The sequence below is a fragment of the Okeania hirsuta genome (assembly GCF_003838195.1).
Classification (GTDB): Bacteria; Cyanobacteriota; Cyanobacteriia; order Cyanobacteriales; family Microcoleaceae; genus Okeania; species Okeania hirsuta.
The window spans coordinates 1-21998 of the sequence record NZ_RCBY01000136.1; the positions used below are offsets into that span (position 1 = coordinate 1).

Below are 21998 nucleotides of genomic sequence, written 5' to 3' on the forward strand. Positions count from 1 at the left end.
TTTGGGAATCGACCCCGGTATCAGCAACTGGTTAAGTTGCGTTTCTAATGTTGGGGTAAGTTTGAATCATATAGCAATAGGGAATAGATAGTAGAAGACAAGGATGAAATTTTACGCAGTTAGAGTGGATACTTTAGTTATTGCACAACAACTTTGGGTTCTCCTGGTTGAATCTAAATCTACTATTGGTTTTTCAGTAGCTTTACCTCAACTAATGACTTATATGATGGCAAATCCCAATCCCGAACGTCCTGTCTATGGTATGATTAGTAGTGGGGATGAATTTATGTTTGTTAAAATGTTGACGGCAGGTGTTCCCCAATATGATGTCTAATGTTTTTTATCTGCTACTACCTCGCAGAAATCAGTTATATGATGTTTTAAGTATTCTCAAGCAAATTGCCAAAATTATGAGTGCAAATATTGGGCAATGACTGATGGAAATTTAAGAGCGATCTGCTCCTATTTTTATACAAACAAAATAAAAACAAAAATTTGTCATTCTTTAAGATTAGTAGGTTGGGTTAAGCGCCAGCGCAACCCAACAACAAGCTCGACACTTACCGGAAACTTAACGGGAACGTGAAAGCCCCTGTCGTATCCTCGCAGGGGATGAAACGAGACACGGCGGGATTCCGGGGCGCAGTATCCACATAATCTTAACATTATAAATATAAACTTAGGAGATAATTAATAATATTAAGGAGGTGATTTATTTGTATGGATGTCAACAAAATCTAATTAACCCTGATGAAGACTTAAAATCAATTCTGGAGTTTATTTGTTCTGAATCCCACAAGCTAACCAATTGTGGTATTTATTATGGCCGTCAATTGTTTTTCCAAGCCCAGAAAATAATTGGTAAGTATGATTTAGAAAAAGAATACAAATCAAATAAACACTATCAAGTTTTGCACTCACAGGCAGCACAGCAAATACTTAGGTCTGTTGCTGAGTCTTTTAAATCATTTAAGGAGCTAGACAAAAAATACAAAAAGGGTAATTTGCATTTTAAGCCGAGAGTTCCTAGCTACCGTAAAAAAGATGGTTTAGCGATGATAACTTATCCTAAACAGGCTTTAAGACTTGTTGGGGAACACATCAGAATCCCTCTTGGAACAACTGTAAAAAGATGGTTTAAATTAGACAGTTTTTTGATACCTATGCCATCTAATCTACAATTTGTAGACATTAAAGAACTGCGGATACTGCCACGTAATCGATGTTTTTATGTTGAGTTTGTATACAAGAAAGAAATTGTAGTTCAATATGAATTAAAGCCTAAAAATGTTTTGGGAATCGACCCCGGTATCAGCAACTGGTTAAGTTGCGTTTCTAATGTTGGGACTAGTTTCATTGTTGATGGGCGCAAGCTTAAAAGCTTTAACCAGTGGTATAACAAACGAGTTTCCACCCTTAAAGAGGGTAAGCCCCAGGGTTATTGGGATCACCAATTAGCCCACATCACAGAAAAACGTAACCGTCAGATGAGAGATGCAGTTAACAAAGCTGCTTGTTTGGTTGTTAACCACTGTATTGAACACCAAATTGGTATGGTAGTTTTTGGATGGAACCAAGGACAACGGCAAGAGGTAAATTTAGGCAAAGTAACCCAATCATTTGTGCAGATTCCCACAGCTAAACTCAAAGAACGAGTAAAACAAATGTGTTCAGAACACAGCATTAAATTTGTTGAAAGCGAGGAATCATATACGAGTAAAGCCAGTTTTCTTGATGGCGATCAACTACCTACTTTCGGTGAAAAACCTGAAGGGTGGAAACCATCGGGGAAACGAGTTAAACGCGGGATGTACCGCACTAACAAAGGTTTGTTGGTTAATGCTGATTTGAATGGTGCTGCGAATATACTTCGCAAAGTAGAGACACAGTTAGGTGTAAATCTAGCCAAGGTCTGTAGGCGAGTTTTGACCCTCGCTACCAGATTTCGCATCTGGGAAACCAAAGCTAAAAAGCGGAGTGGCACGGATTTATCCTGCCACGTAGCAACAGCTTAGAATCCCTGTGGCTAAAGCCCAGGGAGAGGTCAAGAACATTATCTTTATATACTCACTATAAAAAATCATCAATAATAAAAATTTGTTATTCTTAAGCAGCCATCTTGTAGGGTGCGTTAATGAAGTGTAACCCACCGCCATCCCAACAAATATTTCGGTGCGTTACGCTTTCCTGCGGAATGCTACGCAAACGCTAACACACCCTACCGGACTAATAATAAAAATTTGTCATTCTCGCTCTGTTGGGTTTCGTTCCTCAACCCAACCTACAAAATGATAATTTCTATACAAAACTAATAATAAAAATTTGTAATTATAATATTAAATACTATATCCCCGCCCCAAAGTAGTACATAAAAATAGAGACTTAATAACATGGCTATGATGACCCCAGGCAAGGTTGCCGAACTGATGAATGAGCCAGGTTGCGAACACAACCACAAACACAAAAACGGAGATAAAAAACAAAAAGGCTGTCAACAACAAGCAACACCAGGAGCAGCTCAGGGAGGTTGCGCTTTTGATGGAGCGAGTATCGCCCTTGTACCTATTACAGATGCAGCTCATTTAGTTCATGGACCTTTAGGTTGTTCTGGTAACTCCTGGGGAACTCGTGGTAGTCTTTCCTCTGATTCCCATCTCTACAAAATGGGTTTCACAACGGACATGAGCGAAAATGACATTATCATGGGTGGTGAGAAAAAATTACTTAAGGCGATCGCTGAATTAAAGAAACGTTATCAACCTCCAGCGGTATTTGTCTACGCTACTTGCGTTACTTCTTTAATAGGAGATGACCTAGAAACGGTTTGTAAAGTCGCCACCAAAAAATTAGAACTTCCGGTCATTCCTGTGAACTCTCCTGGTTTCATTGGTAGTAAAAATTTAGGTAACCGGGTTAGTGCGGAAGCATTATTAGACCATGTAGTTGGTACTTCCGAACCAGAATTTACCACACCCTACGATATTAACCTCATCGGCGAATATAATATTGCGGGTGAAATGTGGGCAATGTTACCCCTGTTTGAAAAACTTGGCATTAGGGTATTGTCAAAAATTACAGGAGATGCTACCTACAAAGAAATTTGTTACGCCCACCGTGCCAAACTCAACGTGATGATCTGCTCCAAAGCTATGATCAATATGGCACGGAAAATGGAGGAGAAATACGGCATTCCTTATATTGAAGAATCTTTTTATGGTGTTGCCGATATTAACAACTGCCTCAGAAATATTGCTGCCAAAATTGGAGATGCTGACCTGCAAGAGCGTACAGAAAAACTCATTGCCGAAGAAACAGCTATTCTCCAAGAAATATTAGAACCTTATCGCCAACGTCTCAAAGGTAAAAGAGTTGTACTCTACACAGGTGGGGTGAAAAGCTGGTCTATTATTTCGGCGGCTCAAGATTTAGGTATGGATGTGGTCGCTACCAGCACTAAGAAAAGTACCGAAGAAGACAAAGCAAAAATCAAACAATTGCTCGGCAAAGATGGTATTTTGCTAGAAAAGGGCAATGCCGAAATTCTGCTGAAAGTCATTGCTGACACAAAAGCTGATATGCTCATCGCAGGTGGTCGTAACCAATATACCGCCCTCAAAGCTAGAATTCCGTTTTTGCACATTAACCAAGAACGCCATCATCCCTACGCTGGATATCATGGCACCATCGAAATGGCAAAGGAATTAGATGAAGCACTCCATAGTCCAGTTTGGGAACAAGTGCGACAACCTGTACCTTGGTTAGAAGAATGTCAGATAGAAGATGTTTTAGCAGTAGAAACTTTACCAAGTCTGACGAATATTCCACCTGCAACAGTTAGTTTTCCCAAAAAGTCCTTATCCACAAATCCTCTGAAATTGAGTCAACCTCTAGGTGCTTCCTTAGCTTACTTAGGAATTAAAGGTATGATGCCACTGTTTCATGGGACTCAAGGTTGTACTGCTTTTGCCAAGGTATTGTTGGTGAATCACTTCCACGAAGCTATTCCTCTTTCTACTACTGCCATGAGTGAGGTGACGACTATTTTGGGAGGAGAGGATAACATCGATACAGCTATTCTCACCCAAGTTGAGAAGTCAAAACCAGAAGTTATTGGTTTGTTGAGTACTGGTTTAACTGAAACCAGGGGCGATGATGTACAGGGTATTCTCAAGAAGTTTAGGGAAGAGCATCCTGAGTTAGATGAATTGCCAATATTAAATGTTTCTAGTCCAGATTATAAGGGTTCCGCTCAGGATGGTTTTGCTGCTACTGTCGAACGTATAGTAGCTTATGATTATGGCGAATCTATTCCTACTGAAACTAAAAAGCCTTTCGTAACAATTTTAGCAGGTAGTTGTCTTGCTCCTGGAGATGTGCAGGAAGTTCGAGATATTGTGGAATCTTTTGGCTTAATACCAATAGTTGTACCTGACTTATCTCAGTCTCTGGATGGACATTTGGTTGATGATAGTTATAGCGCGACAAGTTCTGGTGGAACGACCATAGAAGAACTTCGTAACCTGAGTCAGTCAAGTTTTACTCTGGTTATTGGGGAAAGTCTGCGGAATGCAGCTAATATTTTGCAGGAAAAATTTGGCACTCAATATCAAGTATTTCCTCGGTTGACTGGTTTGGGTGCGGTGGATAGTTTCTTGCTAAAATTGTCTCAGCTAATTGTTTCTCGTACTGACCCCCACTTAGATAAAGGTTGTGAAGTGCCTGCAAAATACCAACGCCAACGTCGGCAGTTACAGGATGCGATGTTGGATACCCACTTCTATTTTGGGCATAAGCAAGTATCTATTGCCCTGGAACCAGATTTACTTTGGGCAACCAGTTGGTTTTTACGAGAAATGGGAGCAGATATTAAAGCTGCTGTGACAACTACGCGATCGCCTTTATTGGAAAAATTGCCTACAGAAAATGTAATTATTGGCGACTTGGGAGACTTGGAGGAAGTAGCCACAGGTTCAGATTTATTGATTACTAATTCTCATGGTAAACTAATATCTGAGAAATTAGGTCTTGCTCTATATCGCATGGGTATGCCAATTCACGATCGCCTCGGCAATGGTCAACGTTGTAATGTTGGTTATCGTGGTACAATGAATTTATTATTCGACATTGGTAATATTTTCTTAGAGCAAGAAGAATCAAAAATTCACACCAATGATTATTCATTATTGTCACGATGAAGGTGGTAGGTTGTAGGTGTTAGATACACTTCTGTTAACTACAATCTGCGATCTAATAAATAGTCAGATATAAATAAACAAATATTTGGTAATCAGAGGCGGGTTTAATTAATAGTTAAACTAAATACAAATCCGCTACAAAATCGAATCCGCCCTCATTTTAGAGTTTATTTTTGTCTGCGATTAAAAGACAAGTTTGTTATCAATAACTAATGGTTTTTAACTATTAGTTATTCGGTACATTAAAACCAGGAGGAAAACAACAATGAAAGTTGCATTTGCAACCAGTGATTTTATTCATATAGATGGTCACTTTGGCTCTGCCAAACAAATGGCTTTATATGAAGTTGATGACAAAGGATACGAAACTCTAGAGCCACTTGTTTTTGGTGGTAATCTCAATCAAGATGCCCCCAAACAAGATAAACTAGAAAAACTTCATGCCAAAGTTGAAGCTTTGCTCGACTGCACAATAGTTTATGTACTAGAAATTGGTGGTCCAGCAGCAGGTCGTTTAATCAACAAAAAAGTGACCCCAATGAAATCAAAATCTCCAGAAGACAAAATTACCGATCTTCTGGACAGATTAGTAGAAACATTAAAAGGTAGCCCTCCCCCCTGGCTCAGAAAAGCTTTACAAAAAACTTCCGAATCTGACTTAGAAGCTGTACTTGAAGAGGTGTAAAATTATGACTGTTCAAACAGAAACAACAACAACAACAACCGACATTTATTCCGCTCCTTTTATTAGGGAATTAATTAGAGCAGTTCAAGCTCAAGACTCTTATGGAGTTTATAAGTCTTGGTCTCCTGAATTAATTATCAAGCCTTATATTGTTAGTAAGCAAGAAAAACGCCAAATTTCCACAGAAGAAGAAGTTAATCCGATGACTTTAGCTCGGATTAAGTTATTCTATAATGCAATAGCAACTTGCATTGAATTAGAAACCAATCAAATCATGCAAGTAGTTATTAGTATAAACCATGAAGGATTTGGTTGGGCACTTGTATTTTGCGGTCGTCTTTTGGTAGTTTCTAGAACTTTACGGGATGCTCAACGTTTTGGGTTTACTTCTCTAGAAAAATTAGAAGATGAAGGAGAAAAAATGAGTAGAGCAGGCATTGAATTAGTCAAAAAATATAAGGAAGTTTGCAAGCTCTAAGTAGTAATTTTTTCTAAAGATTTAGAGAGGAAAGTTAGAACCATATTTTTTAATTAATGGATAATTGATAATTACCTCTGGTTAAAACTATTACGGAATTGAATATAAGGAAATATTATTTCTTTTTTCCCCCTTTCAAGGGGAGGTTTTAAACCAGAATTATTTAATTATTAATTATTAATTATTAATGATTCGGTAAATATCTAACAACCTCTCTCCCTCAAAGTAGGTAAGCATTTCCTCCGGAATGCTGCGCCAACAGCCGTCAGCTATCAGCTATTGCTTTTAGTTTACGATTAAAACTCTATTAATTGTCTTACTACAAAAGTTGCTTCCCTTGACCTTAAAGTCAGTTGTTAATTTAAACACTGTTCTTAAAGAGAAAATCTTGTGGCTGATAGCTGACAGCTAATAGCTGAATTATTACCAAACTAGAGTGCTTTTTTTTTGCACACAAATATTAAAAAAAATTGAAAGTAGACGAAAAAAAGAAGATTTGTACCTATACTAATAAAGTAGAAAAAGTCACTACTGTAGGATTGCGGAAATAACTGACCAGTTACAAAATCCTCAAACAATTACAAATCAATACTTTTGAATTTTGACTTTTGACTTTTAACTTCCGCGTAGCGGCACTACTTTATCTAATTAATTTAGGGTTCATCAAATGAAGACATTAACAGACTTCCAAAAACTCGTAGATGCAGAAGACTTCCTCAGCTTTTTTGACATTCCCTACGACCAAACAGCAGTCAACGTAAATCGCCTCCATATATTAAAAATGTTTTCTGTAGCAATTGCAGAAGTTGACGAAAAAACAGGACTGACAGAAACTGAAAAATTGACAGAATATAAAACAGCATTAGAGTCAGCTTATCAAACTTTCTTAACATCTAGCGCTCAAGAACAAAAAGTATTTCCAGTCTTTCAACAAGAACATAAAGATGTAGTTAAATTAACAGAAATAACTGCTGAGTAAGGAGCAATTATAGTGTTCGACCTGACACCCAAAGAATTAGAACGTTATAGTCGCCAAATGATGCTTCCTGATTTTGGTGAAGAAGCACAACAACGACTCAAATCAGCTACAGCAGTGGTAAATGGAGTTGGTGGGTTGGGTGGCACAGTAGCACTGTATTTAGCAGTAGCAGGTGTCGGGAAGCTGATTTTAGTCCGAGGTGGGGAACTACGCCTTGATGACATGAATCGTCAAATCTTGATGACAGATGATTGGGTGGGTAAGCTGCGAGTAGACAAAGCTAAGGAAACCCTAGCTGCCATTAATCCAGATGTTGAAATTGAAGCTATACCTGAATATGTCACTGCTGAAAATGCAGACACATTAGTACAGTCGGCAGATATTGCCCTCGACTGCGCTCACAACTTTGACGAACGGAATTTACTTAATGCTGCCTGTGTACGTTGGCGCAAACCAATGGTGGAAGCTGCTATGAATAGCATGGAAGCTTATTTAACTACCATAGTTCCTGGTAAAACTCCCTGTTTGTCTTGTCTATTCCCAGAAAAACCAGAATGGGACCGACGTGGGTTTGGAGTCTTGGGTGTAGTTTCTGGAACCCTAGCTTGTCTAGCAGCTTCAGAAGCAATCAAACAGATTACAGGATTTAGTAAACCCTTGTGGTCACAACTGCTGACAATGGATTTGGATGCCATGGAATTTGCCAAACTTCGCCCTTACCATGACCCAGACTGTCCAGTTTGCGGTTCCCTCAGCAAAGAGTTAAAAGCTGACTCATAGGAAGTGGTAAAAACATAATCACAGAAGTTATCACTATGAACAGTTTCTAGTCAAATCTTTGGTTTAGCCTATAAATAGGAAATTTATAGGAAAGGTGATATTTACACGATATGCTTTAGCGCTGAAACTGAAACTGAAATTTCAAAATTCAGGGTGCAATATTTCTACTAATTTAGTCTCACACAGTGCTGTAAAGAGCGATCGCCCCGTTCCTATAATTTCCTAAGTGCCAATTGCTTAAACCAGACAACAGGCGGATGTCGTCGCCTATCTGGGTAATTATGTCATCGGTAAGTCTAAATTATTTTTCTTCAAAATTATGACTATAAGTTTAACAGAAAAAGCCGCTTCTCAACTTACCAAGTTCCTGAAAGACTCAAATCAAGGCATCCGCATCTCTGTTGTGGATGGTGGTTGTAGTGGTTACGAATATGCCTTAAATATTGCCAACGCTCCCAAAGAAGATGACTTGCTGCTCTACAAGGAAAATTTGCAGATTTTTATTGATCCAAAAAGTGCGCCTTTACTAGAAGGAGTTGTAGTTGACTACATTGAGGGTTTGACTGAAAGCGGTTTAAAGTTTATTAATCCCAACGCCACAGAAACTTGTAGTTGCGGAAAGTCTTTCCAAGCAGGAGGTTGTACCCCAACAGGAGTACCTTGTAGTTAACTAGCTATCAGCTATCAGTTATCAGCTATCAGCCTAAAAATTTGTGACAGGACTTACGCACGGACACTAAATCGAGTGAGGCGTTAGCGGATCTTTGTGTTAGCAAATACCATTTGCTTCGCATAACTATCGTTAACGCCCCTACATATGACGTTTTCAAGGTGAATTTGCGTAAGTCCTGTGTGAATAGAATTAGGTATTTGTTTGCGCAGCATTCCGCACCGAAAAGCTTGGATTTAAATCCCCGACTTCTAGTGCAGGATGGCGGAAATAACTGACCAGTTAAAAAATCCTATAAAGCCTTACCAATCAATCAATACTTTTGACTTTTGACTTTTGAGTTCCGCGTAGTGGCACTAGCTTTTGTTGAATTTTAGGAGGGGTTGCTCATCCCCTTTTAGTTCCGGAATGCTCCGCAAACGCGCAAAGCTGACCACTGATTGCTAAACTGCTCAACGCTTTTTAAAAAAGTCTTTTGAGACGAAAGAACAACTAAGAAAAGGAGGATCTCAATCAATGGCTACTTATAAAGTACAGCTAATCAAAGGCAAGAAAAAACAACCCCCAGAAATCGATATCACTATCGAAGTTGATGAGGATACATATATCCTTGATGCGGCAGAAGAACTGGAACCTGACATAGAATTTCCTTCTTCTTGTCGCGCCGGGTCTTGCTCTAGTTGTGCTGCCAGAATAGTAGAAGGAGAAGTCGATCAAGAGGATCAAAACTTCTTAGATGACGAGCAGGTAGAAAAAGGTTGGGTATTACTGTGTGTCGCCAAACCTAAGTCTGATTGCGTTATCAAAACTCACCAAGAAGCTTATTTGGTGTAATACCACTGTTCATTAATTGATAATTGATAATGGATAATTGATAATTACCTCTGGTTAAAACCGTTACGGAATTGAATATAAGGAAATATTATTTCTTCTCTTGGTCGATTGGATATGGTTAGGAAACCCATCCATCCCACCCTTCGGGAAGCTCCGCTAACAACCGCTTTTTTTCCCTTAAAAGGGGAGGCTTTAAACCAGAATTATTTAATTATTAATTATTCGGTAAATTATCTGATATTTTGCCCTCCTGTAGTTTTTATTTAAGACTCTAGGGGGGTAATTTATATGCAGCAGAGAGTTGGGAGTCGGGAATCAAAATTATTTTTCTTGCCTATAATTTTATTTACAGGACTTACACAAAAGATGAAATTATACACAGTTTGTAGTGGTTAACAGCGGTGTAGGGGTTAACGGCCGTTAATATCAAATCCGGTTAAACAGCCATAGAATGGTTAAGTTAGGAGCCAAAAGGAGTCAGTCCTCAGGAGTCAGGAGGAGAAAGAATTACAAAGATAAACGTAGTTATGGCGATTGAAGATTTTTTTTATCATTTTCTTTGTGGGTTTAATACCCCACCGTCAACGGTCGTGTTCACGCATTACTTGGGGGAGCGAATCCCCATGTAATTTTCCTCCTGTCTCCTGTCTACTGTCTCCTGTCTCCTTCTTCAAGTCCAATGAAACGGATTTGATATAACCCCTACCATAAGAGCACTAATTTTCATATCTATATCCAAGTTTGAATTTATTTACTCCGAAAATATTAGCAAAAAACCTCTACAATATTAACAATTTTGATCAAAATTAAAAATTGGAGTAATAGGTATGAAAAAAAATCGAATTCTGGTCTTAATTTGTATGGCTATACTTTCCTGTTTATTAACAATTAGTTGTAGCCAAACTACGAATAATTCATCTTCTGAGTCTACCGCTTCAACAATAAATTTAACAGTTTCAGCAGCAACTAGCCTCAAAGATGCAATGGAAGAGATAGAGCCTATTTATGAACAAAAAAATACCAATACTTCTTTAACTTTAAATTTATCTTCCTCCGGTTCTCTACGACAACAAATTGAACAAGGAGCGCCAGTTGATTTATTTATCTCCGCATCTCCTTCCCATATTAATATTTTGCAAGAAAAAGATCTAATAATAGATGAAAGTCTTCGGGACCTTTTGAAAAATCAAATAGTGTTAATAGTTCCTACAGAAAATACCGCTGCAGTTAACACATTTCAAGACTTAACAAAAGACACTATTAAAAACATATCCATTGGCGAACCAGAAAGCTCTCCCGCAGGAAAATATGCCCAAGAAGTCCTAACTTCTTTGGGTATTTATGAAGCACTTGAAAAGAAAATAGTTTTTGCTAAAAATGTACGCCAAGTTCTCAATTATGTCGCCACAGGAAATGTTGATGCTGGCATTGTTTATCGTACAGATACTAACGCTTCAAAGGCAGTAAAAATTGTTGCTAATGCACCTGATAAATCTCATACACCAGTAGTTTATCCCATTGCAGTAATTAAAGATAGTAAAAATGTTGAAGCGGCTAAACAATTAGCAGAATTTATGTTTACTCCAGAGGCAAAAGCTGTGTTTGAAAAATATGGTTTTGTTACACTAAACAACAATTATTAGAAGAAGGAGTCAGGAGACAGGAGACAGGAGACAGAATTTTAGAAGAAAATCATAGCTGCCGTCCGATTTCTGCGTAAGTCCTGACTATTTAACTGAACTCGTCAGGAATGATACCTATATGTGAAATTATTTCCTGAAATTACTGTAGCGTCAAAACTGTAGCCTCAAAGTTTTGAGCCTATAAAACCTTACTTTTGACTTTTGACTTTTGACTTTTAACTTCCGCAAAACGGTATACTCCTAAAAAGAAAAACACAACTCCCCGCCGTAATTGGGGGAGTTGCTTTTTGGACAAAATGACTAAGGGTTTTCAGGCCAAACCAAAGGGTAGGGAAGGGGTTCCTGGACAACTGAACTTAGACCTGGAGGGGTACCAGGAGGTGTACCAGGTAGACCCTTTGGGAAGTTGGTTTGGCTCAAAGGTTGCCCATACATTCATTACAGCAAATGGGGCTGCGATGATGGGGTAACTGCAGGGCGAGTAAATGATGCTAATATTATTTGCAACCCACCATTTATTAATTATTTATTTTATTATTTTAAATATACACAATTTAAACAACAATTAAAATAGGCAATAATAACGATCATCATGCTCAATAAAATCACCCCCCTCATCATTACACTCTTTCAAAACTTCCTCACCTACTACACTCTTGTCCTTACCATACGGACGAATTTCCACCAAACCCGGATACGCAACATAATCAATACTTAATTTCAATTCATTTTCCATTACCCAATTTTCCAACCCTATTTGGGAGGCTGCAGCTGGCTCTACTACGGTAATCATACTTGCACAGACTATTATTACTGCACTTAATAATAAGCTTATTAGCTTTTACATAATTTCAATTTTCCATTAAACAACTACAACCATAACAATAACATTTTTATAACATTAACATTTATTTTGTTCTCTTAAGTGACTTTTGACTTACTATTTCATTTTGTGCTACGTCCCTACTTTTTGATGAAAAGCATCCTTCTTTTATTCTTTTGGTCTCTTAGAATGAGAATTTGATGCAATGAGTCGATCGCGCATCACTCCTAAATCTTGGCTAAACTTACGTAAAGCAACGCTATTTTGTCAGTGCGTCAGCGCAGCTTTGCGATAGCAAGCGACAGTGTTTGCGGAGCATTCCGTCAGCATAACAAAGTCCAGTAGGGTGCGTTAATGAAATGTAATATCATGTTCCCCCTCCGGGGGAGCTACGCTAACGGTTGAATACTTATAAATGACTGTTGTGAGTCCTCAGGAGTCAACCCACCCCTCGCCCCTCCCCCTCCCAGGAGGGGAGTGTGGGAGAAATTAAAAAATATGTATCCTACCATTACTATGCAGGACTATCGGGTAATGGAAGTCCATCTCAAGTATGGGGGCGATCGCATAAGTTCGCTCCCTTGTCTTAGTCTCAAGTTTTGATCACAACAGCTTAACAAATTTCGCTAATTATATCATAATTTTGAGCGTTGGTAATAAATAAATTTTTATCTAGGAACTTTCCTGCCAAAGTTCCTATTTTTTTCCCTAAAGAAATCAAATATTTCTCTATCTTGTAGTCAACAAAACAGTTTATGCCAGGAAAAAAGATAGAAAATATAAAAATATAAAGTAATTATGGATAGCCACTGAGACATCTCTAGAAAAGATTCTGAAACCTGTATATTGCCCTAATAAAATTGGCATTTTTGGAGAGGTCTATTAAAGTTCTGAAACAGAATAACCTCAATTTCAGATTTGCCTACCCTAGTTCCCAACCATTATTTTATTAACCTACCACTAAATAATTAGCCTACAACCTTCTTCAACATCAATAATGAACTTAGACCTATCTCCTGCTTGGATTTCCCTAAAAACTGCAGCAGTTACTACAGTAATCACCTTTTTCCTCGGCATCACAGCAGCACGTTGGATGCTCGGATATCGTGGTAAAGGCAAAGGTATAATTGACGCCATCTTAACATCTCCTCTAGTATTGCCTCCAACCGTAACAGGTTTTCTATTACTATTATTATTTGGTAGAAACGGCCCCCTTGGTCAGCTACTCTCATCAATGGGGATAACATTGATTTTCACTTGGCCTGCAACCGTCATTGCGGCCACTGTGGTGTCATTCCCCCTGATGTACAAAACATCACTGGCAGCTTTTACTCAAATTGATACCAGTCTCCTTGCTTGTGCTAGAACTTTAGGTGCTTCTGAATGGACTGTATTTTGGCGAATTTTGTTACCCTTGGCAAAACCAGGAATTATTGCCGGGACATTATTAGCTTTTGCCCGATCGCTTGGTGAGTTTGGCGCTACTTTAATGTTGGCAGGTAGCATTCCTGGGAAAACAGAAACTATTCCGATAGCTATTTTCTTCGCTTCCGAAAGTGGGAATATGAATGAAGCGTTTGCCTGGGTGTTAGTAATTTTAGCCATATCTTTAGGAGTAATAACTGGTGTCAACTATTGGTCAGAATCTAAAATCAAAAAACGTAGGGCAAAAAAAACAGAAAAACAAATTGTAGATGTGCGTTCTGTACCCGTAGTCAAAACACAACCTTTGAGACTAAACTCCCACACAAACTCACAAAGTCTATTAGTAGATATCCAAAAAAAATTGCCTGGGTTTCTCTTGGATGTTTGTTTCAATGCTAATAACAAACCATTGGGGTTATTGGGAGGGTCTGGTGCTGGTAAAAGCATGATTTTACGTTGCGTTGCTGGTTTAGAAACTCCTACAAAAGGTCGAATTGTTTTAAATGGGCGAGTATTATTTGATTCGCAACAGAAAATTAATTTGCCCAGTCGCGATCGCCACGTCGGTTATCTATTTCAAAATTATGCTCTCTTCCCCCACATGACTGTTGCACAAAATATTGCTTTTGGTTTGCCCAAAGGTCTTTCATCCACAGAAATTAAACAACAAGTGGAAGCTTATCTATTGGCAGTGCAGTTACCAGGATATGGCAAACGATATCCAGAAGAACTTTCGGGAGGTCAGCAACAAAGGGTAGCTTTAGCACGAGCATTAGCAAGTCAACCCGATGCTTTGTTGTTAGATGAAGCTTTTTCCGCATTAGATACCCACCTGCGCCATCAGATTGAAACATTGGTTATTGCCACCCTAGAAAATTATCAAGGGGTGACTTTATTAGTGACTCACAACCTAGAGGAAGCTTACCGCATTTGTCAAAATCTTTTGGTTGTCGATGACGGAATTGCTCTTGATCACGGTGTCAAACATGACATTTTTGAATATTCTACCAGTGTAAGAGTTGCTCAGTTAACTGGTTGTAAGAACTTTTCTCAAGCAGTAATAATTGACAACCGAAAAATAGAAGCTATTGAGTGGGGATGCAGTCTTGATATAATTGAACCTATTCCAGAATCTTTTTCTCATGTTGGCATTCGCGCTCACCAGATTACTTTTAGTGAGGAGTCAACAGAACCGAATACTTTTCCTTGTTGGTTAGCAGCTATTAGTGAAACTCAACATCGAGTAACTTTGTACTTAAAATTATATCAACCTGCAAAAAATGCTTTTGACTACCATTTACAAGCAGAAGTATTTAAGGAAAAATGGCGTGAAATCAAAAATCGATAATGAACTTAGACCTATCTCCTGCTTGGATTTCCCTAAAAACTGCAGCAGTTACTACAGTAATCACCTTTTTCCTCGGCATCACAGCAGCACGTTGGATGCTCGGATATCGTGGTAAAGGCAAAGGTATAATTGACGCCATCTTAACATCTCCTCTAGTATTGCCTCCAACCGTAACAGGTTTTCTATTACTATTATTATTTGGTAGAAACGGCCCCCTTGGTCAGCTACTCTCATCAATGGGGATAACATTGATTTTCACTTGGCCTGCAACCGTCATTGCGGCCACTGTGGTGTCATTCCCCCTGATGTACAAAACATCACTGGCAGCTTTTACTCAAATTGATACCAGTCTCCTTGCTTGTGCTAGAACTTTAGGTGCTTCTGAATGGACTGTATTTTGGCGAATTTTGTTACCCTTGGCAAAACCAGGAATTATTGCCGGGACATTATTAGCTTTTGCCCGATCGCTTGGTGAGTTTGGCGCTACTTTAATGTTGGCAGGTAGCATTCCTGGGAAAACAGAAACTATTCCGATAGCTATTTTCTTCGCTTCCGAAAGTGGGAATATGAATGAAGCGTTTGCCTGGGTGTTAGTAATTTTAGCCATATCTTTAGGAGTAATAACTGGTGTCAACTATTGGTCAGAATCTAAAATCAAAAAACGTAGGGCAAAAAAAACAGAAAAACAAATTGTAGATGTGCGTTCTGTACCCGTAGTCAAAACACAACCTTTGAGACTAAACTCCCACACAAACTCACAAAGTCTATTAGTAGATATCCAAAAAAAATTGCCTGGGTTTCTCTTGGATGTTTGTTTCAATGCTAATAACAAACCATTGGGGTTATTGGGAGGGTCTGGTGCTGGTAAAAGCATGATTTTACGTTGCGTTGCTGGTTTAGAAACTCCTACAAAAGGTCGAATTGTTTTAAATGGGCGAGTATTATTTGATTCGCAACAGAAAATTAATTTGCCCAGTCGCGATCGCCACGTCGGTTATCTATTTCAAAATTATGCTCTCTTCCCCCACATGACTGTTGCACAAAATATTGCTTTTGGTTTGCCCAAAGGTCTTTCATCCACAGAAATTAAACAACAAGTGGAAGCTTATCTATTGGCAGTGCAGTTACCAGGATATGGCAAACGATATCCAGAAGAACTTTCGGGAGGTCAGCAACAAAGGGTAGCTTTAGCACGAGCATTAGCAAGTCAACCCGATGCTTTGTTGTTAGATGAAGCTTTTTCCGCATTAGATACCCACCTGCGCCATCAGATTGAAACATTGGTTATTGCCACCCTAGAAAATTATCAAGGGGTGACTTTATTAGTGACTCACAACCTAGAGGAAGCTTACCGCATTTGTCAAAATCTTTTGGTTGTCGATGACGGAATTGCTCTTGATCACGGTGTCAAACATGACATTTTTGAATATTCTACCAGTGTAAGAGTTGCTCAGTTAACTGGTTGTAAGAACTTTTCTCAAGCAGTAATAATTGACAACCGAAAAATAGAAGCTATTGAGTGGGGATGCAGTCTTGATATAATTGAACCTATTCCAGAATCTTTTTCTCATGTTGGCATTCGCGCTCACCAGATTACTTTTAGTGAGGAGTCAACAGAACCGAATACTTTTCCTTGTTGGTTAGCAGCTATTAGTGAAACTCAACATCGAGTAACTTTGTACTTAAAATTATATCAACCTGCAAAAAATGCTTTTGACTACCATTTACAAGCAGAAGTATTTAAGGAAAAATGGCGTGAAATCAAAAATCGTTCTTTTCCTTGGCAGGTTTGTCTTCAACCCTCGCGTTTGTTGTTACTAGAAGGAACTATCACAGAAGGAAGAAGGAAGAAGCTGGAAGGAAGAAGCTGGAAGGAAGAAACTGGAAGGTGGAAGGTTAATTATTGATCTTCTAAGGAAGAAGGAATAAGGTTAATTAGGGTTTGCTGAAAAAGTCTGATAGTGACGAGCGGAGTATTCCGTAGGAAATTCAGAATTCTTATAAACCTTTCTTTACCCTTCTGCCTTCTACCTTCTGATGACATCGTTCAAGATAACTACAGATAACCCGATCGCCCTGACCATATTCTAAGCATTCTTGAAATAAATCTGCTGCTTCTGGAAATAATTCTTGATGAAATACAAAACAGTCCTTTCAAACTTCTCTTTAGTGGCGATTTTAGCATCTCGTAATTCTGGCGGATCGGCAGAAAAAATTTCAAATAAACTAACCGCTTTGGCTTTTCCTTTAGCTCTCACCCTGTCAATAAATCTGAGGTCGTATGCCAAAGAATTTTTTAAACCTTGCCAAGTTTTATCAGTAATTAAAAGTGAAACTCCATAAGTTTTTGTTAACCCTTCCACTCGCGAGGAGAGATTCACTGCATCCCCGAGCACAGTTCCGTCCATGCATCCAAATCCACCTACAGTTCCTAAAATTAACGTACCCGTATGCAAACCAATACCAATACGAATGGGTTTTAGATTCCTTTGTTGTCGCTCTGAATTGTATGTTTTCAACTGTTCCAGCATAGCGATCGCCCCTTGAACCGCATCGTCGGCAGAATTGGGAAACAAAGCCATAATAGCATCACCAATATATTTATCAATAAATCCGCCATATTTTTGAATTTGGGGTTCCATATAACTAAGATACTGGTTAATAAAAGCGAAGTTTTCCTCTGGAGTCATCTGTTCGGAGATGGTAGTAAAATCGTGAATATCCCAGAATAATATCATGTCCGGATAATTAGTTATCAAAAAAACTTTCTCCTTCAACTCCAGTTCTTCTTTCTTCTTTCTTCATTTCTTTCCTCCTGACTCCTGAGTTCCCCTCCTGGGAGGGGGAGGGGCGAGGGGTGGGTTGACTCCTGACTCCTCCGTAGTTATTTATTTATCACTATTCAACCGGACATGATATAAGACCGTTATCTCTCGTTCCAAGCGATCGCCCAATTTCAAATTCACAATGCTCTTTTTCTCTAAAAAGCTGAGAAACTGTTCCGGAATAAAACCCTGACAAGCATCATACAATCTGGCATTTTCCATTTAGAAAATTAGTATTTTTATAGTCTCAAATCAAGAAATATTTTGAGCTTTGCTAAATATTCTTTTGACTACACTCAAAAAGATTATTTTTTTGTAGCTAATATTACAAAAATTAATAAATAAATCTCTAATAACTAGAGATGCTTTAAGAGATTTTTTGTTCCCAGTAAATCTAACTCAAATAGGGAGGGTATAACAAAAAAAAGCTTTAAATAATCCTCTCCGAGGTTGTAAACAAGCCTTTAAAGAAATTTAAGTATCCAGAATAACTGCATTAAATATTTATATTTATATTAAATGTTTTTAATAATCAGCAATAAATTTTTACCTAAAGATTGAGAAATTAGTAATCAATTTAACTAAACTCTAAGGTAGAAAAATTATATCCTCTTAATATTAATATAAGCATTTCATATGTTTAAGCTTAAAAATTAATTCACCAAAATTAAGTCGCTAGATCGGAACTAGCTTCATATTTACAGGTTGCGAGCCAAAAAAGCTACAAATAATTCTCAACCTGAAAGTGGAGTTAGAAATATTAGCAGTGCATCAAAATCCAACCAGGAGTAACAAAAACCAATGGAAACTAATCAAGTGCTAAATCAATCTGATTATGAAAATTACCAGGTCAATCAGATGGTAGCATCCTTCATTGAAAAAAATCACGATTTACAAAACTTAACTAGCCACAATCAGGAAATAGCAGAACGTCGCTTACTAGAAGCAATACTGCGGAAAACCCTCAAAGAACTATCTGATATTAAATTTGCTATAGATCAAGCAGCGATCGTTGCCATTACAGACCAAAGAGGTATTATTCAATATGTGAATGATAAAGTTTATGAAATATCTCAATATTCTAGAGAAGAATTAATCGGAAAAAGTCATCGTTTGCTTAACTCTAAATATCATCCCCCAAAGTTTTTTAAAGATTTGTGGTCTACTATTAGCTCTGGTCGTGTGTGGAGAGGGGAAATTAAAAATAAGGCTAAAGATGGTAGTTATTATTGGGTTAATACAACTATCGTACCTTTTTTAAACGACCTCGGACAACCTTATCAATACTTAGCCATTAGATTTGACATCACCGAACGCAAGAGAGTAGAAGAAGCACTACAAGAAAGTCAAAAATGCAACCATAGTCTTCTCCATGCTATTCCCGACTTAATGTTACGCCTTGACTCAAAAGGAGTTTTTCTCGACTTCTACCCATCAAAAGATGATGAAAATGCCCCCAAAGCATCAGAAGTACTAGGGAAAACTATAGAAGAAATATTTCCCCAAGATTTAGCTATTTGGGCTCGACACTATTTAAAGCTTACTCTCAGCACTGATAAAGTGCAAGCAGCAGAATATTCTACTATTATTAATTATAACCTCTATCATTATGAAGCTCGTTATGTCAAAAGTGGTAAAGATGAAGTCCTAGCAATTATTCGCGACATCACAGAACGAAAACAAGGAGAAATTGCACTACGAGAATCAGAAAAACGCGAACGAGAAAGAGCATTGCAATTAGAAAAAGCTTTAAAAGAATTGCAAAAGACTCAAGCTCAATTAGTACAAGCAGAAAAAATGTCTGGTCTAGGTCAAATGGTTGCTGGTATTGCCCATGAAATTAATAATCCAATTAGCTTTATATACGGCAATATTATTCATACAAATAACTACATTAGAGATCTACTACATTTATTAAATTTGTATCGACAAAACTATCAAGATCCGATTCCAGAAATTCAAGATTTTGCTGAAGAGTGTGAAGCAGATTTCTTGATTGAAGATTTGCCTAAAATGGTCGACTCAATGAATATAGGAGCTAATCGAATTAGAGAGTTAGTTTTATCTTTACGAAATTTCTCTCGCTTAGATGAATCGGAGATGAAAAAAGTAGATATTCACTCTGGTATAGATAGCACTTTATTAATTTTACAACATCGCCTCAAAGCTACAGAAAAAAGACCAGAAATAACATTGCTCAAAGACTATGGAAATTTACCCAATATTGAGTGTTATGCTAGTCAGTTGAATCAAGTATTTATGAATATTATTGCTAATGCCATAGATGCTCTTGAAGAACAAAAAGAACCGGGAATTATTACCATAAAAACAGAAATATCTCAAAAGTCAGAAACAGGAGTAAATCAAGATTTTGTGAAAATTTCCCTTTCTGATAATGGGCGTGGTATTAGCGAATCTGTTCAAAATCGCATTTTTGACCCGTTTTTTACAACCAAATCAGTGGGCAAGGGTACAGGTCTAGGACTATCAATTTCTCACCAAATTGTTGTCGAAAAACATCGGGGAGAACTGAGATGTATATCTAATCAAAATGAAGGTACATTATTTGAAATATTAATTCCAGTTAAGGCTGGAAATTGAAGAAGGTAATATGTGGAAAAAGCTGCTCTCAAACCTAATACCAAATCTAAACAATTTAGCTAGGGGTAGAAGTATTAACATACTCTCCGACCTGTTAGCGCAGCTCCTCTGAAAGAGGCAGACACGGAGATTCTCCTGAAACCAGGATTCTTGGTTTACGCTCCGCAAGGCTGCACCAACATTGAGTCCACTTAAACTTAAAACCTTGCAATATTTAATCCACAGATCTCTGCCCAAGGGTTTACTCTATTGCCTCTTTTCGTTCGGAATGCTCCGCAAACAGATGAGCTTTCCTATGGGAATGCTGCGCAAATGCTATCAAAAGCCTGTTTCCGCATGCCCTACGGTACAGTTGAAAACCGAAAAACTTGAAGGGTAAATATGTTTGTTTGAGAGTCTAATTATCGCAGTCGCCATTACTGTTAGGAAATATCAAAAGCTTAAAACTCAGACAACGTAGAAAAATCTGCTTCCTAACACTCAAAACGCAACGGAAGAGTAGCTACGAACATCAAACTATTTGAAGTTTTAAACAATAGAGTATTCAACTTCAATATCCTACTATTTAGTTTTCATAAAATAATTTATAACTGTGTTAAAGCACACTAATTATATTCATAATTTCTATTACCAGTATCTGACGAAACTTAAGTAATATCAATAGTCCATTTTATTTGCTGGTATTGTCTCAATTCAACCAAAAATATCGTCAAAACTTATATAGAGACTTTGACGGTTTATAGGTATATTTATCTAGCAATAATTGCAAATATTTTCTAATAAATAAACATACAAAAAAAGCCATAATCAAATATTACAAAAAACCTGAAAAAAGTATTTTTTTATACTTTTTTGCTAGAGGAAATAGCTATTATATAAAAAGATGGAACAAAGCAAACAAAACAAAACATTCAGTCTATTAATTAAGGAGAAGAACCAATGGCAACATTAACAGCTTTAACTAAAGGTGGTACAGCTTGGACTCCTCAGTATGTCGAATCTATTGACATGAATAAATGCCTAGGTTGTGGTCGTTGCTTTAAAGTTTGTCATAGAAATGTTCTAGAACTTAGACCCATCAACGAGCATGGAGAATTTGTGGATGATGATGATGATGATGATGATGAAGTATTACGGAAAGTAATGACTATTACTAATGCAGATGACTGTATCGGATGTGAAGCTTGCGCTAACATTTGTGGTAAGAAATGCTTCACTCATGCTCCTGCAGCTGTATGAGTTCGGAAGAATGTCAACTCATAAATATTAATATAGAAGTTTGTGGAGTATCAGTTTTAGGTGTATTAGTAAAATTATTCACCTAAAGTCTGAACTCCCTGACTTTTTTTGTGCAACTATGTCATCATAAAAATTTGGTAAGTGCGAAACCACTGCCATAAGGGCAAATATTGATGCCAAAAATCCTTCAGTTTGCCGTCCCCCTAACCTAAATAAACATTGTAGTGTAGCCATTAACAAGGGTAGCTATATCACTATAGGTACCTGTTTTCTTTGGGTTGAGCCACTGCTCCATCACCTCTGGAGAGAGCCAAAACGTTAAACTTCCTCTCTGTTATCACGGGGTGACAAGCAGCTCAAAACTATTGTTTGATAAAGGTTTTAAGGATTAAATAACTGTCTAAAATATTGATTTTTCCTTTTAAAATAATGATAATTCTTTTTAAAGAAGGGGTAGGTATGCGGAGCATACC

Annotated in this window: 17 protein-coding genes; 14 read left to right on the plus strand and 3 right to left on the minus strand. The window is 37.8% G+C overall.

All coding sequences use genetic code 11. The features are described from left to right. The first annotated feature begins 103 nt into the window (after window positions 1–103). The 10 genes from D5R40_RS20465 (at window position 104) to modA (ending at window position 11264) form a co-directional block, all read left to right on the plus strand. A complete protein-coding gene (locus D5R40_RS20465) occupies window positions 104–334 on the plus strand; it encodes a hypothetical protein (protein WP_205127671.1) in 231 nt (76 codons plus the stop codon). 382 nt (window positions 335–716) lie between these two features. Continuing rightward, complete coding sequence (locus tag D5R40_RS20470; RefSeq protein WP_192901295.1) at window positions 717–2015, plus strand: RNA-guided endonuclease InsQ/TnpB family protein; 1299 nt, start codon at window positions 717–719, stop codon at window positions 2013–2015. Between the two features lie 375 nt (window positions 2016–2390). Then, on the plus strand, window positions 2391–5195 hold the full coding sequence (locus tag D5R40_RS20475) for a bifunctional nitrogenase iron-molybdenum cofactor biosynthesis protein NifEN (RefSeq protein ID WP_124146409.1): 2805 nt from the start codon (window positions 2391–2393) through the stop codon (window positions 5193–5195). Between the two features lie 265 nt (window positions 5196–5460). Then, window positions 5461–5880 carry a nitrogen fixation protein NifX gene (nifX, locus tag D5R40_RS20480; RefSeq protein ID WP_124146408.1) on the plus strand — a complete coding sequence of 140 codons (420 nt, stop codon included), beginning with the start codon at window positions 5461–5463 and terminating at the stop codon, window positions 5878–5880. A gap of 4 nt (window positions 5881–5884) precedes the next feature. Next, window positions 5885–6358, plus strand: coding sequence for a NifX-associated nitrogen fixation protein (locus D5R40_RS20485; protein WP_124146407.1), 474 nt, complete (start codon window positions 5885–5887; stop codon window positions 6356–6358). A gap of 667 nt (window positions 6359–7025) precedes the next feature. After that, window positions 7026–7337, plus strand: coding sequence for a nitrogenase-stabilizing/protective protein NifW (gene nifW, locus D5R40_RS20490; RefSeq protein ID WP_124146406.1), 312 nt, complete (start codon window positions 7026–7028; stop codon window positions 7335–7337). Window positions 7338–7349: 12 nt separating this feature from the next. Further along, window positions 7350–8117 (plus strand): HesA/MoeB/ThiF family protein, encoded by a 768-nt coding sequence (locus D5R40_RS20495; protein WP_124146405.1) that lies wholly within the window; start codon window positions 7350–7352, stop codon window positions 8115–8117. Window positions 8118–8436: 319 nt separating this feature from the next. Further along, window positions 8437–8787, plus strand: a complete 351-nt coding sequence (locus tag D5R40_RS20500; RefSeq protein WP_124146404.1) for a HesB/IscA family protein — start codon at window positions 8437–8439, stop codon at window positions 8785–8787. Window positions 8788–9303: 516 nt separating this feature from the next. Continuing rightward, the gene (locus D5R40_RS20505) at window positions 9304–9621 is read left to right on the plus strand and encodes a 2Fe-2S iron-sulfur cluster-binding protein (RefSeq protein ID WP_124146403.1); all 318 of its coding nucleotides are present in this window, start codon (window positions 9304–9306) and stop codon (window positions 9619–9621) included. 827 nt (window positions 9622–10448) lie between these two features. Further along, window positions 10449–11264, plus strand: a complete 816-nt coding sequence (modA, locus tag D5R40_RS20510; protein WP_124146402.1) for a molybdate ABC transporter substrate-binding protein — start codon at window positions 10449–10451, stop codon at window positions 11262–11264. Between the two features lie 565 nt (window positions 11265–11829). Here the strand turns inward: modA and D5R40_RS20515 are convergent. Next, window positions 11830–12057: a hypothetical protein gene (locus tag D5R40_RS20515; protein WP_124146401.1), complete on the minus strand. Its 228-nt coding sequence runs from the start codon at window positions 12055–12057 to the stop codon at window positions 11830–11832. Between the two features lie 1027 nt (window positions 12058–13084). Between D5R40_RS20515 and modB (D5R40_RS20520) the strand changes: the two genes are divergently transcribed. Then, the gene (gene modB, locus D5R40_RS20520; RefSeq protein ID WP_124155125.1) at window positions 13085–14860 is read left to right on the plus strand and encodes a molybdate ABC transporter permease subunit; all 1776 of its coding nucleotides are present in this window, start codon (window positions 13085–13087) and stop codon (window positions 14858–14860) included. Further along, window positions 14860–16767 carry a molybdate ABC transporter permease subunit gene (gene modB, locus D5R40_RS20525; RefSeq protein ID WP_124155126.1) on the plus strand — a complete coding sequence of 636 codons (1908 nt, stop codon included), beginning with the start codon at window positions 14860–14862 and terminating at the stop codon, window positions 16765–16767. The genes modB (D5R40_RS20520) and modB (D5R40_RS20525) overlap by 1 nt, the downstream gene beginning before the upstream one ends. Window positions 16768–16947: 180 nt before the next feature. Here the strand turns inward: modB (D5R40_RS20525) and D5R40_RS20530 are convergent, their stop codons facing one another. After that, window positions 16948–17598 carry an adenylate/guanylate cyclase domain-containing protein gene (locus D5R40_RS20530; RefSeq protein WP_124155127.1) on the minus strand — a complete coding sequence of 217 codons (651 nt, stop codon included), beginning with the start codon at window positions 17596–17598 and terminating at the stop codon, window positions 16948–16950. Between the two features lie 150 nt (window positions 17599–17748). Continuing rightward, window positions 17749–17907: a hypothetical protein gene (locus D5R40_RS35695; protein WP_161565030.1), complete on the minus strand. Its 159-nt coding sequence runs from the start codon at window positions 17905–17907 to the stop codon at window positions 17749–17751. Window positions 17908–18486: 579 nt separating this feature from the next. On the opposite strand from D5R40_RS35695, the gene D5R40_RS20535 reads away from it, so the two are divergent. Both D5R40_RS20535 and fdxB read left to right on the plus strand, forming a co-directional pair. Next, a complete protein-coding gene (locus D5R40_RS20535; protein WP_124146398.1) occupies window positions 18487–20286 on the plus strand; it encodes a PAS domain-containing sensor histidine kinase in 1800 nt (599 codons plus the stop codon). A gap of 939 nt (window positions 20287–21225) precedes the next feature. Next, a complete protein-coding gene (fdxB, locus tag D5R40_RS20540) occupies window positions 21226–21525 on the plus strand; it encodes a ferredoxin III, nif-specific (RefSeq protein ID WP_124146397.1) in 300 nt (99 codons plus the stop codon). Window positions 21526–21998: the final 473 nt, after the last annotated feature.